Source organism: Pseudomonas sp. S2_F03, assembly GCF_054668335.1.
The window spans coordinates 2,281,413-2,297,479 of record NZ_CP162759.1; the positions used below are offsets into that span (position 1 = coordinate 2,281,413).

General features: G+C 54.4%; 30 protein-coding genes. All 30 read right to left on the minus strand.

The features are described 5' to 3' along the window. Positions 1–16 precede the first annotated feature (16 nt). Positions 17–481: a bacterioferritin gene (gene bfr / locus AB4N76_RS10775; protein WP_046028854.1), complete on the minus strand. Its 465-nt coding sequence runs from the start codon at positions 479–481 to the stop codon at positions 17–19. Between the two features lie 149 nt (positions 482–630). Beyond that, the gene (locus AB4N76_RS10780) at positions 631–2,085 is read right to left on the minus strand and encodes a catalase (RefSeq protein ID WP_460164457.1); all 1,455 of its coding nucleotides are present in this window, start codon (positions 2,083–2,085) and stop codon (positions 631–633) included. A 181-nt stretch (positions 2,086–2,266) separates the two neighbouring features. Beyond that, the gene (gene rplQ / locus AB4N76_RS10785) at positions 2,267–2,653 is read right to left on the minus strand and encodes a 50S ribosomal protein L17 (protein WP_003176402.1); all 387 of its coding nucleotides are present in this window, start codon (positions 2,651–2,653) and stop codon (positions 2,267–2,269) included. 42 nt (positions 2,654–2,695) lie between these two features. Further along, positions 2,696–3,697: a DNA-directed RNA polymerase subunit alpha gene (locus AB4N76_RS10790; RefSeq protein ID WP_003186012.1), complete on the minus strand. Its 1,002-nt coding sequence runs from the start codon at positions 3,695–3,697 to the stop codon at positions 2,696–2,698. A gap of 22 nt (positions 3,698–3,719) precedes the next feature. Continuing rightward, a complete protein-coding gene (rpsD, locus tag AB4N76_RS10795; protein WP_003210056.1) occupies positions 3,720–4,340 on the minus strand; it encodes a 30S ribosomal protein S4 in 621 nt (206 codons plus the stop codon). A gap of 18 nt (positions 4,341–4,358) precedes the next feature. Continuing rightward, positions 4,359–4,748, minus strand: coding sequence for a 30S ribosomal protein S11 (rpsK, locus tag AB4N76_RS10800; RefSeq protein ID WP_002555466.1), 390 nt, complete (start codon positions 4,746–4,748; stop codon positions 4,359–4,361). 30 nt (positions 4,749–4,778) lie between these two features. Then, a complete protein-coding gene (gene rpsM / locus AB4N76_RS10805; RefSeq protein WP_003186020.1) occupies positions 4,779–5,135 on the minus strand; it encodes a 30S ribosomal protein S13 in 357 nt (118 codons plus the stop codon). 130 nt (positions 5,136–5,265) lie between these two features. After that, entirely contained in the window at positions 5,266–5,382 is a 117-nt protein-coding gene (gene rpmJ / locus AB4N76_RS10810; RefSeq protein WP_002555468.1) for a 50S ribosomal protein L36, read from the minus strand. 27 nt (positions 5,383–5,409) lie between these two features. After that, positions 5,410–6,738 (minus strand): preprotein translocase subunit SecY, encoded by a 1,329-nt coding sequence (gene secY, locus AB4N76_RS10815; protein WP_003228718.1) that lies wholly within the window; start codon positions 6,736–6,738, stop codon positions 5,410–5,412. Next, positions 6,739–7,176 carry a 50S ribosomal protein L15 gene (rplO, locus tag AB4N76_RS10820; protein WP_007896782.1) on the minus strand — a complete coding sequence of 146 codons (438 nt, stop codon included), beginning with the start codon at positions 7,174–7,176 and terminating at the stop codon, positions 6,739–6,741. Positions 7,177–7,179: 3 nt separating this feature from the next. Beyond that, entirely contained in the window at positions 7,180–7,356 is a 177-nt protein-coding gene (gene rpmD / locus AB4N76_RS10825) for a 50S ribosomal protein L30 (RefSeq protein WP_003176408.1), read from the minus strand. A 2-nt stretch (positions 7,357–7,358) separates the two neighbouring features. Next, positions 7,359–7,859 (minus strand): 30S ribosomal protein S5, encoded by a 501-nt coding sequence (gene rpsE, locus AB4N76_RS10830; protein WP_007943782.1) that lies wholly within the window; start codon positions 7,857–7,859, stop codon positions 7,359–7,361. A gap of 3 nt (positions 7,860–7,862) precedes the next feature. Further along, positions 7,863–8,213 carry a 50S ribosomal protein L18 gene (rplR, locus tag AB4N76_RS10835; protein WP_003186037.1) on the minus strand — a complete coding sequence of 117 codons (351 nt, stop codon included), beginning with the start codon at positions 8,211–8,213 and terminating at the stop codon, positions 7,863–7,865. Positions 8,214–8,223: 10 nt separating this feature from the next. Further along, positions 8,224–8,757 carry a 50S ribosomal protein L6 gene (gene rplF / locus AB4N76_RS10840; protein ID WP_003176412.1) on the minus strand — a complete coding sequence of 178 codons (534 nt, stop codon included), beginning with the start codon at positions 8,755–8,757 and terminating at the stop codon, positions 8,224–8,226. A gap of 12 nt (positions 8,758–8,769) precedes the next feature. Further along, entirely contained in the window at positions 8,770–9,162 is a 393-nt protein-coding gene (gene rpsH / locus AB4N76_RS10845; RefSeq protein ID WP_003186040.1) for a 30S ribosomal protein S8, read from the minus strand. A gap of 209 nt (positions 9,163–9,371) precedes the next feature. Continuing rightward, the gene (rpsN, locus tag AB4N76_RS10850) at positions 9,372–9,677 is read right to left on the minus strand and encodes a 30S ribosomal protein S14 (RefSeq protein ID WP_003176414.1); all 306 of its coding nucleotides are present in this window, start codon (positions 9,675–9,677) and stop codon (positions 9,372–9,374) included. A 13-nt stretch (positions 9,678–9,690) separates the two neighbouring features. Next, positions 9,691–10,230: a 50S ribosomal protein L5 gene (gene rplE, locus AB4N76_RS10855; RefSeq protein ID WP_003176415.1), complete on the minus strand. Its 540-nt coding sequence runs from the start codon at positions 10,228–10,230 to the stop codon at positions 9,691–9,693. 20 nt (positions 10,231–10,250) lie between these two features. Continuing rightward, positions 10,251–10,565, minus strand: coding sequence for a 50S ribosomal protein L24 (gene rplX, locus AB4N76_RS10860; protein WP_003176416.1), 315 nt, complete (start codon positions 10,563–10,565; stop codon positions 10,251–10,253). A gap of 11 nt (positions 10,566–10,576) precedes the next feature. After that, on the minus strand, positions 10,577–10,945 hold the full coding sequence (rplN, locus tag AB4N76_RS10865; protein WP_002555479.1) for a 50S ribosomal protein L14: 369 nt from the start codon (positions 10,943–10,945) through the stop codon (positions 10,577–10,579). A gap of 23 nt (positions 10,946–10,968) precedes the next feature. After that, positions 10,969–11,235 (minus strand): 30S ribosomal protein S17, encoded by a 267-nt coding sequence (gene rpsQ / locus AB4N76_RS10870; RefSeq protein WP_003176419.1) that lies wholly within the window; start codon positions 11,233–11,235, stop codon positions 10,969–10,971. 2 nt (positions 11,236–11,237) lie between these two features. Then, entirely contained in the window at positions 11,238–11,429 is a 192-nt protein-coding gene (gene rpmC, locus AB4N76_RS10875; protein ID WP_002555481.1) for a 50S ribosomal protein L29, read from the minus strand. Further along, positions 11,429–11,842: a 50S ribosomal protein L16 gene (rplP, locus tag AB4N76_RS10880; RefSeq protein WP_007943783.1), complete on the minus strand. Its 414-nt coding sequence runs from the start codon at positions 11,840–11,842 to the stop codon at positions 11,429–11,431. The genes rpmC and rplP overlap by 1 nt, the downstream gene beginning before the upstream one ends. 12 nt (positions 11,843–11,854) lie before the next feature. Continuing rightward, on the minus strand, positions 11,855–12,541 hold the full coding sequence (rpsC, locus tag AB4N76_RS10885) for a 30S ribosomal protein S3 (protein WP_003176422.1): 687 nt from the start codon (positions 12,539–12,541) through the stop codon (positions 11,855–11,857). Positions 12,542–12,554: 13 nt separating this feature from the next. Next, positions 12,555–12,887: a 50S ribosomal protein L22 gene (gene rplV / locus AB4N76_RS10890; protein WP_003103908.1), complete on the minus strand. Its 333-nt coding sequence runs from the start codon at positions 12,885–12,887 to the stop codon at positions 12,555–12,557. A gap of 11 nt (positions 12,888–12,898) precedes the next feature. Then, positions 12,899–13,174: a 30S ribosomal protein S19 gene (rpsS, locus tag AB4N76_RS10895; protein WP_002555486.1), complete on the minus strand. Its 276-nt coding sequence runs from the start codon at positions 13,172–13,174 to the stop codon at positions 12,899–12,901. 16 nt (positions 13,175–13,190) lie between these two features. Then, positions 13,191–14,015 carry a 50S ribosomal protein L2 gene (rplB, locus tag AB4N76_RS10900; protein ID WP_003176423.1) on the minus strand — a complete coding sequence of 275 codons (825 nt, stop codon included), beginning with the start codon at positions 14,013–14,015 and terminating at the stop codon, positions 13,191–13,193. 14 nt (positions 14,016–14,029) lie between these two features. Next, entirely contained in the window at positions 14,030–14,329 is a 300-nt protein-coding gene (gene rplW, locus AB4N76_RS10905) for a 50S ribosomal protein L23 (RefSeq protein WP_002555488.1), read from the minus strand. Next, complete coding sequence (rplD, locus tag AB4N76_RS10910; protein ID WP_007896707.1) at positions 14,326–14,928, minus strand: 50S ribosomal protein L4; 603 nt, start codon at positions 14,926–14,928, stop codon at positions 14,326–14,328. The genes rplW and rplD overlap by 4 nt, the downstream gene beginning before the upstream one ends. Before the next feature lie 12 nt (positions 14,929–14,940). Next, positions 14,941–15,576: a 50S ribosomal protein L3 gene (gene rplC, locus AB4N76_RS10915; protein ID WP_003186059.1), complete on the minus strand. Its 636-nt coding sequence runs from the start codon at positions 15,574–15,576 to the stop codon at positions 14,941–14,943. An 80-nt stretch (positions 15,577–15,656) separates the two neighbouring features. Further along, complete coding sequence (rpsJ, locus tag AB4N76_RS10920; protein WP_003186070.1) at positions 15,657–15,968, minus strand: 30S ribosomal protein S10; 312 nt, start codon at positions 15,966–15,968, stop codon at positions 15,657–15,659. Positions 15,969–16,067: the final 99 nt, after the last annotated feature.

Consider the following 16,067-nt stretch of genomic DNA (forward strand, 5'->3'; position numbering starts at 1 on the left):
TTTTATATCGGTGCAATCAGGCGTGGGATTGCAGGTAGTTCTCGAGACCGATCAACTTGATCAGACCCATCTGCTTTTCAAGCCAGTAGGTGTGATCTTCTTCGGTGTCATGTAACTGGATCCGCAGCATCTCGCGGCTGACATAGTCCTTGTGCTGCTCGCAGAGCTTGATGCCCTTGCAGAGTGCGGCGCGGACTTTGTATTCCAGGCGCAGGTCAGCGGCGAGCATCTCCGACACGGTGGTGCCGACATCAAGGTCGTCGGGACGCATGCGCGGCGTGCCTTCGAGCATCAGGATACGGCGCATCAGGGCATCCGCATGCCCCGCCTCTTCTTCCATCTCGTGATTGATACGTTCGTAGAGCTTGGTGAAACCCCAGTCCTCATACATCCGCGAATGGACGAAATATTGATCACGTGCCGCCAGTTCGCCAGTCAGCAACGTGTTGAGGTAATCGATTACGTCTGGGTGGCCTTGCATCGCCCTACATCTCCCTGCTTGAAAGTCTGTAGTTTGAACCACGACGACTGATTGGTCACTCCGTTTGCGCGATAAAAGCGAAGATATTCTGAGAAAAGTGGTTTAAATAACGCAAAAACCGCCCAATCGAGGGCGGTTCTGCTTCTCATTTAGACTTCGTTAAGCTGTACGTTGAGCAGCTTTGCGATTGCTTCTCCATACGCAGGATCGGCTTTGTAGAAATGCTGCAATTGACGGTCAACCACATCGCTGGAAACCCCAGCCATTGCGCCGGCAATATTGCTGACCAGCAGCCTTTTCTGCTCATCGCTCATTAAACGGAACAACGCACCGGCATGGCTGTAGTAGTCGGTATCTTCGCGGTGATCGTAGCGATCAGCCGCCCCGCTCAGCACCAACGGCGGCTCTGCATAATGAGGCGCTTGCTTCGGCGAAGCGACATAGCTGTTCGGCTCATAGTTAGGCGTTGCACCGCCGTTGCTGCCAAACGCCATCGAACCATCACGCTGGTAGCTGTTCACCGGACTGCGAGGCGCATTCACCGGCAGTTGCTGGTGATTGGTGCCAACACGGTAGCGGTGAGCATCCGCGTAGGCGAATACGCGACCTTGCAGCATGCGATCAGGCGACAGACCGACACCCGGCACCATGTTGCTCGGACCAAACGCCGCTTGCTCGACCTCAGCAAAGTAGTTCTGCGGATTGCGATTGAGCTCCAATTCGCCTACTTCAATCAGTGGAAACTCTTTCTGCGACCAGGTCTTGGTCACATCGAACGGGTTCTCGTAATGCTCTGCTGCCTGAGCCTCAGACATAATCTGGATGCAAACACGCCATTTGGGGAAGTCTCCGCGCTCGATTGCACCAAACAGGTCACGCTGGGCGTAATCCGGATCAGTGCCCGCCAGGCGTGCAGCATCTGCCGGAGCGAGGTTCTTGATCCCTTGCTGAGTCTTGTAGTGCCACTTCACCCAATGCCGCTCGCCGCTGGCGTTGATCAGGCTGTAGGTGTGACTGCCGAAGCCATGCATGTGACGGTAACCGTCAGGAATGCCGCGATCCGAGAACAGGATCGTGACCTGGTGCAACGCCTCGGGTGAGTGCGACCAGAAATCCCACATCATCTGCGCACTTTTCAGATTGCTTTGCGGCAAGCGTTTTTGAGTGTGAATAAAGTCGGGGAATTTCAAAGGATCGCGAATGAAGAAAACGGGCGTGTTGTTGCCGACGATGTCCCAGTTGCCTTCCTCGGTATAGAACTTCAGGGCGAAGCCACGTGGATCGCGCTCAGTGTCGGCCGAACCACGCTCACCACCAACAGTGGAAAACCGCAGGAACGTCGGGGTTTGCTTGCCCACGGACTCGAACAGTTTAGCGCTGGTGTATTGGGTGATATCACGCGTTACGGTGAACGTTCCGTAGGCGCCCGAACCTTTAGCGTGCACGCGACGCTCAGGGATGTTTTCACGGTTGAAATGGGCGAGCTTCTCGATCAGGTGAAAATCGTCGAGCAGCAGCGGGCCACGAGGGCCGGCGGTGCGAGAATTCTGGTTATCGGCGACAGGAGCGCCACTGGCGGTGGTAAGCGTTTTACTTTGGCTCATGCGATCTCTTCCTTTGTCAGTCTTTCACTGCCGGCTAATCGGCTGAAAAGGAGTATTGCTCACCCACGTTACACCTACAAATTCATTAACATTTTGTAATCGATAGAAAATTTCTAACATACTTTCGACCGCACACAAAAAACCGGGCACTAGGCCCGGTTCTTTGTTTCAGACTGACGTCTTACTCGGCGGATACAGCTTCGCCAGCAGTAGCACGATCAACCAACTCGACGTACGCCATAGGCGCGTTGTCGCCAGCGCGGAAGCCGCACTTGAGGATGCGCAGGTAGCCACCCTCACGGGTAGCGTAACGCTTGCCCAGGTCGTTGAAGAGCTTACCAACGATAGCTTTCGAACGAGTACGGTCGAAAGCCAGACGGCGGTTAGCCAGGCTGTCTGTCTTGGCCAAAGTGATCAGCGGCTCAGCAACGCGACGCAGTTCTTTAGCTTTCGGCAGTGTAGTTTTGATCAGCTCGTGCTCGAACAGCGACACTGCCATGTTTTGAAACATGGCCTTGCGGTGCGAGCTAGTGCGGCTCAGGTGACGACCACTTTTACGATGACGCATGGTTCATTCCTTACCAAACACGACGTTCGGTGATTACGACGATCAGGCAGTCGCCTTGTCGTCCTTCTTAAGACTTGCAGGCGGCCAGTTGTCGAGGCGCATGCCGAGGGACAGACCGCGGGAGGCCAGAACGTCCTTGATTTCAGTCAAGGATTTCTTGCCAAGGTTCGGAGTCTTCAACAGCTCTACTTCGGTACGCTGAATCAGGTCACCGATGTAGTAGATGTTTTCCGCCTTAAGGCAGTTAGCCGAACGTACAGTCAGTTCCAGATCGTCAACCGGGCGAAGCAGGATCGGATCGATCTCGTCTTCCTGCTCAACAACCACTGGCTCACTGTCACCTTTGAGGTCGACGAACGCAGCCAACTGCTGTTGCAGAATGGTTGCAGCGCGGCGGATAGCCTCTTCAGGATCCAGAGTACCGTTGGTTTCCAGATCAATAACCAGCTTGTCCAGGTTAGTACGCTGCTCGACACGGGCGTTTTCCACCACGTATGCGATACGGCGAACCGGGCTGAACGAAGAGTCAAGCTGCAAGCGACCGATGCTGCGGCTTTCGTCTTCATCGCTCTGACGCGAGTCTGCCGGTTCATAACCACGACCACGAGCTACGGTGAGCTTCATGTTCAGGGCGCCGTTAGACGCCAGGTTAGCGATTACGTGATCGGGGTTAACGATCTCGACATCATGATCCAGCTGAATATCGGCAGCGGTAACCACCCCCGAACCCTTCTTCGACAAGGTCAGCGTAACTTCGTCACGACCGTGCAGCTTGATAGCCAGACCTTTAAGGTTCAACAGGATTTCAATTACGTCTTCCTGTACGCCTTCGATGGCGCTGTACTCATGGAGTACACCGTCAATCTCGGCCTCGACTACTGCACAGCCGGGCATTGAGGACAACAGGATGCGGCGCAGCGCGTTGCCCAGGGTGTGGCCGAAACCACGCTCGAGAGGCTCGAGAGTGATCTTGGCGCGGGTTGGACTGACAACCTGCACATCAATGTGGCGGGGTGTCAGGAACTCATTTACCGAAATCTGCATGGATGCACCTATTTTCTAGCCCTTACTTGGAGTAGAGCTCGACAATCAGGCTTTCGTTGATGTCGGCGGACAGATCACTGCGAGCTGGAACGTTCTTGAAAACGCCCGACTTCTTCTCAGTGTCTACTTCTACCCATTCTACGCGGCCACGTTGGGCACACAGATCGAGAGCTTGGACAATGCGAAGTTGGTTCTTTGCTTTCTCGCGAATCGCGACCACATCACCAGCACGAACCTGGTAAGACGGTACGTTTACGGTCTGACCGTTAACGCTGACGGATTTGTGCGATACCAGCTGACGGGATTCGGCACGAGTAGAGCCAAAACCCATACGGTATACAACGTTGTCCAAACGGCATTCGAGCAGTTGCAGCAGGTTTTCACCGGTTGCACCTTTCTTGCCAGCAGCTTCTTTATAGTAGCCGCTGAATTGACGCTCGAGAACGCCGTAGATACGACGGACCTTCTGCTTTTCACGCAGTTGGGTGCCGTAATCGGACTGGCGACCGCGGCGTTGGCCGTGGATACCAGGTGCTGCTTCAATGTTGCACTTCGATTCGATCGCGCGCACGCCGCTCTTCAGAAAGAGATCGGTGCCTTCGCGACGAGCGAGTTTGCATTTTGGACCAATGTAACGAGCCATTCTTTACAATCTCCTGGATTACACGCGGCGCTTCTTCGGCGGACGGCACCCGTTGTGCGGGATTGGCGTCACGTCGGTGATGCTGGCGATCTTGTAGCCACAGCCGTTCAAAGCGCGGACTGCGGATTCACGACCTGGGCCTGGACCTTTGACGTTAACGTCGAGGTTTTTCAGACCGTATTCCAGCGCAGCTTGGCCAGCACGTTCAGCAGCTACTTGAGCAGCAAACGGGGTGGACTTGCGGGAACCGCGGAAACCCGAACCACCGGAGGTAGCCCAGGAAAGAGCGTTGCCTTGACGGTCGGTGATGGTCACGATTGTGTTGTTAAAAGATGCATGGATGTGGGCGATGCCATCAACCACTGTCTTTTTAACTTTTTTACGAGGACGAGCAGCAGGTTTAGCCATGATTAATTTCCTGTCGATTCGCTGGGGCGATTACTTGCGGATCGGCTTACGCGGACCTTTACGGGTACGCGCGTTAGTCTTGGTACGCTGACCGCGTACTGGAAGACCACGACGATGACGCAGACCGCGATAGCAACCGAGGTCCATCAAACGCTTGATTTTCATGTTGATTTCGCGACGCAGGTCACCTTCAGTGGTGAACTTCGCCACTTCGCCACGCAGCTGTTCAATCTGCTCGTCGCTCAGATCTTTGATCTTTGCGGCTGGGTTTACCCCAGTCACTGCACAGATCTTCTGTGCAGTAGTGCGACCAACACCATAGATGTAGGTCAGCGAGATAACAGTATGCTTGTTATCTGGAATGTTAACGCCTGCAATACGGGCCATTCAGTGGGACTCCAATTGACAGCTACCTACGCCCCGGAAGCCAAGAAATAGGGCGCGAGATAATATCGCTGTAATAACAAATAATCAACCCGGTAGCGCACTAGCTACCGGGCTTGAAGCACAATCACACTCAGCCTTGGCGCTGTTTGTGACGCGGTTCCGCGCTGCAAATTACTCGAACAACACCTTCGCGGCGAATAATCTTGCAGTTACGGCACAGCTTTTTCACCGATGCACGAACTTTCATCACCAACTCCTCGAACCTTATGGGTACTCAGCGCAACATGCCGCTGCCGTAACCCTTCAGGTTGGCTTTCTTCATCAGGGATTCGTACTGGTGCGAAACGAGGTGCGATTGTACTTGGGACATGAAGTCCATCACAACCACGACGACGATCAGCAACGAGGTCCCGCCAAGGTAGAACGGTACGTTTGCTGCAACCACCAGGAACTGGGGCAACAGGCACACGGCCGTCATGTAAAGAGCACCGAACATGGTCAAGCGAGTCAGAACGCCATCAATGTAGCGCGCAGACTGCTCACCTGGACGGATGCCCGGAATAAAGGCACCGGACTTCTTCAGGTTTTCCGCTACGTCTTTCGGATTGAACATCAACGCCGTATAGAAGAAGCAGAAGAAAATAATCCCTGCACTAAACAGCAGAATATTCAACGGCTGACCAGGAGCGATCGACTGCGAGATGTCCTGCAACCAGCCCATACCTTCAGACTGACCGAACCAGGCACCCAACGAAGCCGGGAACAGCAAAATGCTGCTCGCGAAAATGGCCGGAATAACACCGGCCATGTTCACCTTCAGCGGCAAGTGGCTAGTCTGCGCAGCAAAGACCTTACGGCCCTGCTGACGCTTGGCGTAGTGAACAGCAATACGACGCTGACCACGCTCAATGAACACCACGAAACCGATAATCGCTACTGCCAGCAAACCGATGGCAACCAAGGCGAAGATGTTGATATCGCCCTGACGTGCAGACTCGAAAGACTGCCCGATCGCTCTCGGAAGACCGGCGACGATACCCGAAAAAATCAACATCGAGATACCGTTGCCAACACCACGCTCAGTAATCTGCTCACCCAGCCACATCATGAACATCGCACCAGCCACAAAAGTGGATACCGCGACGAAATGGAAGCCAAAGTCACCAGTGAACGCAACGCCCTGCCCCGCCAGACCAATGGACATGCCAATTGCCTGAACGAGAGCGAGGACGACAGTGCCGTAGCGGGTGTACTGGCTGATCTTGCGACGGCCAGCTTCACCTTCCTTCTTCAACTGCTCCAGCTGCGGGCTGACGGCGGTCATCAGTTGCATGATGATCGATGCCGAAATGTACGGCATGATCCCCAGTGCAAAGATGCTCATCCGTTCCAGCGCGCCACCGGAAAACATGTTGAACAAGCTAAGAATGGTCCCCTCATTCTGTCGAAACAGGTCCGCGAGTCGGTCCGGGTTGATACCTGGAACCGGGATGTGTGCGCCTATTCGGTAGACGATAATCGCCAGGAACAGAAAACGCAGACGAGCCCAGAGTTCAGACATACCGCCTTTGCCGAGCGCAGAGAGAGCACCTTGCTTAGCCATTTATTCCTCGAACTTGCCGCCAGCTGCTTCGATAGCCGCACGCGCACCTTTGGTGGCGCCGATTCCCTTTCCGATGGTGACAGCGCGAGTAACTTCGCCGGACAGCATGATTTTCACACGCTGTACGTTGACGTTGATCACGTTGGCATCTTTCAGGGACTGCACGGTGACGATGTCGCCTTCCACTTTAGCCAGCTCGGACAAACGCACTTCTGCGCGATCCATGGCTTTCAGGGAAACGAAACCGAACTTCGGCAGGCGACGATGCAGCGGCTGTTGACCGCCTTCAAAGCCTGGAGCAATGGTGCCACCGGAGCGGGAGGACTGACCTTTGTGGCCACGGCCACCGGTCTTGCCCAAACCACTACCGATACCACGGCCCGGACGATGCTTTTCGCGACGGGAACCCGGCGCTGGACTCAGATCATTGAGTTTCATCGATTAACCCTCGACACGCAGCATGTAGTAAGCCTTGTTGATCATCCCGCGATTCTCGGGAGTATCCTGGACTTCTACAGTGTGACCGATGCGACGCAGACCAAGACCCTTAACGCACAGTTTGTGGTTAGGGATACGGCCGGTCATGCTTTTGATCAGCGTAACTTTAACGGTAGCCATGATCAGAAGATCTCCTTGACGCTTTTGCCACGCTTGGCGGCAATGGATTCAGGAGACTGCATAGCTTTCAAACCTTTGAAAGTGGCGTGAACCACGTTTACCGGGTTAGTCGAGCCGTAGCACTTGGCCAGAACGTTCTGAACGCCAGCAACTTCGAGGACAGCACGCATAGCGCCGCCAGCGATGATACCGGTACCTTCAGAAGCAGGCTGCATGTACACCTTCGAAGCGCCGTGACCGGACTTCATTGCGTACTGCAGAGTGGTGCCGTTCAGATCAACTTGGATCATGTTGCGGCGAGCAGCTTCCATTGCCTTCTGGATCGCAGCAGGCACTTCACGCGACTTGCCACGGCCGAAGCCAACACGCCCTTTACCATCACCAACCACGGTCAACGCGGTGAAAGTGAAGATACGGCCGCCTTTAACGGTTTTGGCTACGCGGTTAACTTGAACCAGCTTCTCGATGTAGCCTTCGTCGCGCTTTTGGTCGTTATTTGACATAACTTAGAACTCCAGCCCAGCTTCACGAGCAGCATCAGCCAGCGCCTTGACGCGACCGTGGTACTTGAAGCCAGAGCGGTCGAAAGCCACCTGCGAGACGCCAGCGGCTTTAGCACGCGTAGCGACCAGCTGGCCAACCTTAGTGGCCGCGTCGATGTTGCCAGTGGCGCCATCACGCAGTTCTTTATCCAAAGTCGAGGCAGATGCCAGGACTTTGTTGCCGTCGGCCGAAATGACCTGGGCGTAGATGTGCTGCGACGAGCGGAACACGCAGAGACGCACGACTTCGAGTTCGTGCATTTTCAGGCGTGCTTTGCGAGCGCGACGCAGTCGAGTAACTTTTTTGTCGGTCATTTGCTATGCCCTACTTCTTCTTGGCTTCTTTACGACGGACGACTTCGTCCGCGTAGCGCACACCTTTGCCTTTGTACGGCTCTGGTGGACGGAAGTCGCGGATCTCGGCGGCCACTTGACCTACCAGCTGCTTATCGATGCCCTTGATCAGGATATCGGTCTGGCTAGGAGTCTCAGCGGTGATGCCTTCCGGCAGTTCATAATCCACTGGGTGCGAGAAGCCAAGAGCCAGGTTCAGCACTGTGCCTTTTGCTTGCGCTTTGTAACCAACACCGACCAGCTGGAGCTTGCGCTCGAAGCCTTGGCTTACGCCTTGGACCATGTTGTTTACCAACGCACGAGTGGTACCAGCCATTGCGCGAGTTTGTTGATCGCCATTGCGAGCAGCGAAACGCAGCTCACCAGCTTCTTCAACGATCTCAACGGACGAATGGATGTTCAGTTCGAGAGTGCCCTTGGCACCCTTCACCGAAAGCTGTTGGCCTGCGAATTTGACTTCGACACCGGCTGGCAGCTTAACGGGGTTCTTAGCGACGCGTGACATGCTTATCCCCCCTTAGAACACAGTGCAAAGAACTTCGCCGCCGACACCGGCAGCGCGCGCAGCACGATCCGTCATCACACCTTTGTTGGTGGAGACGATAGACACACCGAGACCGCCACGAACTTTTGGCAGATCATCGACGGACTTGTACTGACGCAGGCCTGGACGGCTAACGCGCTTCACTTCCTCGATGACCGGACGGCCTTCGAAGTACTTCAGCTCGATGGACAGCAGTGGTTTGATTTCGCTGCTGATCTGATAACCCGCAATGTAACCTTCGTCCTTCAGGACTTTGGCAACAGCTACCTTCAAAGTAGAAGATGGCATGCTTACGACGGACTTTTCAGCCATCTGGGCATTACGGATTCGAGTTAGCATGTCCGCTAACGGGTCCTGCATACTCATGGGCTAGACGCTCCTAATACAAAAAAATTAGCCTTGCGGCTACTACGTGTCGCCGAGCTCATCCATGCGGAAAAAGCACGGGCTCAGGCGAGCCGGGTATTCTAGACACACCCCACAAATGAATCAAGCCCCAAAAGGGGCTTGATTCAAGTTCAAGGTCACCGGCGGTCAGGATCTTGCGAACCCGAACACCGAGACTTTGATAGTGCTTACCAGCTGGCTTTAACCAGACCAGGTACGTCACCACGCATTGCAGCTTCACGCAGCTTGTTACGGCCGAGGCCGAACTTGCGGTAAACGCCGTGTGGACGACCGGTCAGGCGGCAGCGGTTACGCATGCGCGAGGCGCTTGCGTCACGTGGCTGCTTCTGCAGAGCTACTGTAGCTTCCCAGCGTGCTTCTGGACTTGCGTTCAGATCAACGATGATAGCTTTCAGTGCTGCACGCTTTTTGGCGTACTTGGCAACCGTGAGCTGACGCTTCAGCTCGCGGTTTTTCATGCTCATCTTGGCCATTTTCCTACTCCAATCAGTTGCGGAACGGGAATTTGAAAGCACGCAACAGGGCGCGACCTTCATCATCGTTCTTGGCAGTGGTGGTCAGGGTAATGTCCAGACCGCGGAGAGCATCGATCTTGTCGTAGTCGATTTCCGGGAAGATGATCTGCTCTTTAACGCCCATGCTGTAGTTACCACGACCATCGAAGGACTTGGCATTCAGGCCGCGGAAGTCGCGAACCCGAGGCAGGGAGATCGACAGCAGACGATCCAGGAACTCGTACATACGCTCACGGCGCAGGGTCACTTTGACGCCGATCGGCCAACCTTCACGGACTTTAAAGCCAGCGATGGATTTCCGAGCGTAGGTCACAACGACTTTCTGGCCGGTGATCTTTTCCAGGTCGGCAACAGCGTGCTCGATGACTTTTTTGTCACCGACCGCTTCGCCCAGACCCATGTTCAGGGTGATTTTTGTAACGCGTGGAACTTCCATCACGTTCGAAAGCTTAAGTTCTTCCTTAAGTTTCGGTGCGATTTCCTTCCAGTAAATCTCTTTTAGTCGTGCCATGGTCTTCTACCTAGCAGTGTTCAAGCATCAACCGCTTTTTGGGTCGACTTGAAGACACGAATTTTCTTGCCGTCTTCTACTTTGAAACCAACGCGGTCAGCCTTGTTGGTTTCGCCGTTGAAAATGGCGACGTTAGAAGCGTCCAGTGGAGCTTCTTTTTCGACGATACCGCCTTGTACGCCCGACATCGGGTTAGGCTTGGTATGACGCTTAACCAGGTTCAGACCGCCAATAACCAGACGGTTATTAGCGAGAACCTTAAGCACCTTACCGCGCTTACCTTTGTCTTTGCCGGCGATCACGATGATCTCGTCGTCACGACGAATCTTTTGCATGTCGGATCTCCTTACAGCACTTCTGGGGCGAGCGAGACGATCTTCATGAACTTCTCAGTACGAAGTTCACGGGTCACTGGCCCAAAGATACGGGTGCCGATCGGCTCTTGCTTGTTGTTCAGAAGAACAGCAGCGTTGCCATCAAAGCGGATAATGGAGCCATCAGCACGACGTACGCCGTGACGAGTGCGGACTACAACAGCAGTCATCACTTGGCCTTTTTTCACTTTACCGCGAGGAATTGCTTCCTTCACGGTAACTTTGATGATGTCACCGATACCAGCGTAACGACGATGGGAGCCACCCAGCACCTTGATGCACATAACACGGCGAGCGCCGCTGTTATCGGCCACATCGAGCATGGATTGAGTCTGAATCATATAATTTCTCCGACCCCTAGTCCTTAGACTTCCACAGCGCGTTCGAGAACATCAACCAGCGCCCAAGACTTGGTCTTGGCCAAAGGACGAGTTTCACGAATAGTGACTTTGTCGCCGATGTGGCACTGATTGGTTTCGTCGTGCGCGTGCAGCTTAGTCGAACGCTTAACGTATTTACCGTAGATCGGGTGCTTAACGCGACGCTCGATCAGTACGGTGATGGTTTTGTCCATCTTGTCGCTGACAACACGGCCAGTCAGCGTACGGACAGTTTTTTCGGCTTCAGCCATGATTACTTACCTGCCTGCTGGTTGAGCACAGTCTTCACGCGAGCGATGTCACGCTTAACTTGCGAGAGCAGATGAGACTGCCCCAACTGGCCAGTTGCTTTCTGCATACGCAGATTGAACTGGTCGCGCAGCAAGCCGAGCAGTTGCTCGTTCAGCTGCTGTGCGGATTTTTCACGAAGTTCATTCGCTTTCATCACATCACCGTCCGTTTAACAAAGGCGGTGGCGAGCGGCAGCTTTGCAGCAGCCAGGGCAAAAGCCTCACGCGCCAGCTCTTCAGAAACACCCTCGATTTCATACAGGACTTTGCCTGGCTGAATCTGGGCAACCCAGTACTCCACACTACCCTTACCTTTACCCATCCGAACTTCGAGGGGCTTTTTGGAAATAGGCTTGTCCGGGAATACACGGATCCAGATCTTGCCGCCACGTTTAACGTGACGGGTCAGAGCACGACGCGCTGACTCGATCTGACGAGCGGTGAGACGACCACGAGCTACAGACTTCAGCGCATATTCGCCGAAGCTGACTTTGCTACCGCGCTGAGCCAGACCACGGTTGTGGCCTGTCATCTGCTTGCGGAACTTCGTACGCTTTGGTTGCAACATTTGGCGTACCCCTTACTTAGCAGCTTTTTTACGAGGCGCTGGTGCTTGTGGTTTCAGTTCTTCTTGGCGACCACCAATTACTTCGCCTTTGAAGATCCAAACCTTTACACCGATCACACCGTAAGTGGTGTGAGCTTCGTAGTTGGCATAGTCGATGTCGGCACGCAGGGTGTGCAGTGGCACACGACCTTCGCGATACCATTCAGTACGTGCGATTTCAGCACCGCCGAGACGACCGCTCACTTGGATTTTGATGCCTTTGGCACCAATGCGCATGGCGTTCTGAACAGCGCGCTTCATAGCGCGACGGAACATTACGCGACGCTCCAGCTGCTGAGCTACGCTCTGCGCAACCAGCATACCGTCGAGCTCCGGCTTGCGGATCTCTTCGATATTGATGTGCACAGGCACACCCATTTGCTTGGTCAGGTCCTGACGCAGTTTCTCAACATCTTCACCTTTCTTCCCGATAACAATACCTGGACGAGCGGTGTGGATGGTGATACGTGCAGTCTGAGCCGGACGATGGATATCGATACGGCTTACGGACGCGCTTTTTAGTTTGTCTTGGAGATACTCACGCACCTTCAGATCAGCGAACAAATAGTCCGCATAAGTCCGACCGTCTGCGTACCAGACGGAGGTGTGCTCCTTGACGATTCCCAGGCGAATGCCAATGGGATGTACTTTCTGACCCATCTCTTCGACTCCGTTACTTGTCAGCAACCTTGACAGTGATATGGCAAGACCGCTTGACGATGCGATCAGCACGGCCTTTGGCACGCGGCATGATGCGCTTCAGCGAACGCCCTTCGTTGACGAAAACGGTGCTGACTTTAAGGTCATCAACGTCTGCGCCTTCGTTATGCTCGGCGTTGGCTACGGCCGACTCCAGCACTTTCTTCATGATCTCGGCGGCTTTCTTACTGCTGAAAGCCAACAAGTTGAGCGCTTCGCCCACCTTCTTCCCGCGGATCTGGTCGGCGACCAAGCGGGCTTTCTGGGCGGAGATTCGAGCGCCCGACAACTTAGCGGCTACTTCCATTTCCTAACCCCTTAACGCTTGGCTTTCTTGTCTGCCACGTGCCCACGATAAGTGCGGGTACCGGCGAACTCGCCCAGTTTGTGGCCGACCATGTCTTCGTTAACGAGAACTGGGACGTGTTGACGACCGTTGTGTACTGCGATGGTCAAACCGACCATTTGTGGCAGGATCATCGAACGACGCGACCAGGTTTTCACCGGTTTGCGATCATTCTTTTCCGCCGCCACTTCGATCTTCTTCAGTAGGTGAAGATCGATAAAAGGACCTTTTTTCAGAGAACGTGGCACTGTCGTATCCCTCTATTTACTTGCGACGACGGACGATCATTTTGTCGGTACGCTTATTACCACGAGTCTTCGCGCCCTTAGTCGGGAAGCCCCATGGCGATACCGGATGACGACCACCAGAGGTACGACCTTCACCACCACCATGTGGGTGGTCAACCGGGTTCATGGCAACACCACGAACGGTTGGGCGAACGCCACGCCAGCGTTTGGCACCAGCTTTACCCAGCGAACGCAGGCTGTGCTCGGAGTTCGAGACTTCACCCAGGGTCGCGCGGCATTCAGCCAGCACTTTACGCATCTCACCAGAACGCAGACGCAGGGTCACGTAGACACCTTCACGAGCGATCAGCTGAGCCGAAGCACCAGCGGAACGAGCGATTTGGGCGCCTTTACCTGGCTTCAATTCGATGCCGTGTACGGTGCTACCAACTGGAATGTTACGCAGTTGCAAAGCGTTGCCCGGCTTGATCGGTGCCAGAGCACCTGCGATCAGCTGGTCACCAGCACTCACGCCTTTAGGGGCGATGATGTAGCGACGCTCGCCATCTGCGTACAGCAGCAGAGCGATGTGAGCAGTACGGTTTGGATCGTATTCAATACGCTCGACAGTGGCAGAGATGCCATCTTTGTCGTTGCGACGGAAATCGACCAGACGATAATGCTGCTTATGGCCACCACCGATGTGACGAGTGGTAATACGACCATTGTTGTTACGACCACCAGTCTTCGATTTTTTCTCGAGCAGCGGTGCGTGAGGAGCGCCTTTATGCAGCTCCTGGTTGACCACCTTGACCACAAAACGGCGGCCAGGGGAAGTCGGTTTGCATTTAACGATTGCCATGATGCACCCCTTCCTTACTCAGCACTGCTGCTGAAATCGAGATCTTGGCCTGGCTGAAGGGAGATAACTGCCTTCTTCCAGTCATTACGCTTGCCCAGACCGCGAGCAGTGCGCTTGCTCTTACCCAGAACATTCAGGGTAGTAACACGCTCTACTTTCACGCTGAACAGGCTTTCGACGGCCTTCTTGATTTCCAGCTTGGTTGCGTCAGTTGCAACCTTGAAAACGAACTGGCCTTTCTTGTCAGCCAGAACCGTAGCCTTCTCGGAAACGTGCGGGCCAAGCAGAACTTTAAATACGCGTTCCTGGTTCATCCCAGCAGCTCCTCGAATTTCTTCACGGCCGACACGGTGATCAACACCTTGTCGTATGCGATCAGACTAACTGGATCGGAACCTTGCACGTCACGGACATCAACGTGTGGCAGGTTACGAGCAGCCAGGTACAGGTTCTGATCAACGACTTCAGACACGATCAAGACGTCAGTCAAGCCCATGCCGGTCAGTTTGTTCAGCAGATCTTTGGTCTTCGGTGCATCAACAGCGAAGTCCTGAACCACTACCAGTCGATCAGTACGCACCAGCTCAGCAAGGATGGAACGCATTGCTGCGCGATACATCTTCTTGTTCAGCTTCTGGGTGTGATCCTGAGGACGAGCTGCGAAAGTGGTACCGCCGCCACGCCAGATTGGGCTACGGATAGTACCGGCACGAGCACGGCCAGTACCTTTCTGACGCCATGGGCGCTTACCGCCACCACGAACGTCGGAACGGGTCTTTTGCTGCTTGGAACCCTGACGACCGCCAGCCATGTAGGCCACGACTGCCTGGTGAACCAGCGTCTCGTTGAATTCGCCGCCAAATGTCAGTTCGGAAACTTCGATCGCTTGAGCGTCATTTACATTTAATTGCATGTCAGCTTCCCCTTAACCGCGAGCCTTGGCTGCTGGACGTACAACCAAGTTGCCGCCAGTAGCGCCAGGAACAGCGCCCTTGACCAACAACAGATTGCGTTCAGCGTCCACGCGCACTACTTCGAGGGACTGCACGGTCACGCGCTCAGCGCCCATATGACCGGACATTTTTTTGCCCTTGAATACACGACCAGGAGTCTGGCACTGGCCGATAGAGCCTGGAACGCGGTGGGACACGGAGTTACCGTGGGTATTATCTTGCCCGCGGAAGTTCCAACGCTTGATCGTACCCTGGAAGCCTTTACCTTTGGACTGACCGGTTACATCAACCAGTTGACCAGCAGCGAAGATTTCAGCGTTGATCAGATCGCCGGCCTGGTACTCGCCTTCTTCAAGGCGGAATTCCATTACGGTACGACCAGCGGCAACGTTCGCCTTAGCGAAGTGGCCAGCTTGAGCAGCTGTAACACGCGAAGCACGACGCTCGCCGACAGTGACTTGCACTGCACGATAGCCATCGGTTTCTTCAGTTTTGAACTGGGTGACGCGATTCGGTTCGATCTCAATGACCGTGACCGGAATGGAGACACCTTCTTCGGTGAAAATACGGGTCATACCGCATTTACGACCGACTACACCAATAGTCATGTTGTAAACCTCATGAGTGTACGGGGCTTTCACCCGCTATGGCCGCCCATTTCAGAGCGTTACACGACTAAGACCGAGTCTTAGCCGAGGCTGATCTGCACTTCCACACCGGCCGCAAGATCAAGCTTCATAAGAGCATCAACGGTTTTATCCGTTGGCTGGACGATGTCCAGTACGCGCTTATGAGTACGGATCTCGTACTGGTCACGCGCGTCTTTGTTGACGTGCGGGGAGACCAGAACGGTGAACCGCTCTTTACGGGTAGGCAGTGGAATTGGACCACGCACTTGAGCACCAGTACGTTTCGCGGTTTCCACGATTTCCTGGGTGGATTGGTCGATCAGGCGATGGTCAAAAGCCTTCAACCTGATACGGATTTGCTGATTTTGCATTGGATTTCAGACTCCGGCTGCTATTCCCACCGAGCGCAATACGCCCGTTAAAAGGAGGCGCAATTCTATAGACGCCCCAGATAGGTGTCAACCCAATAA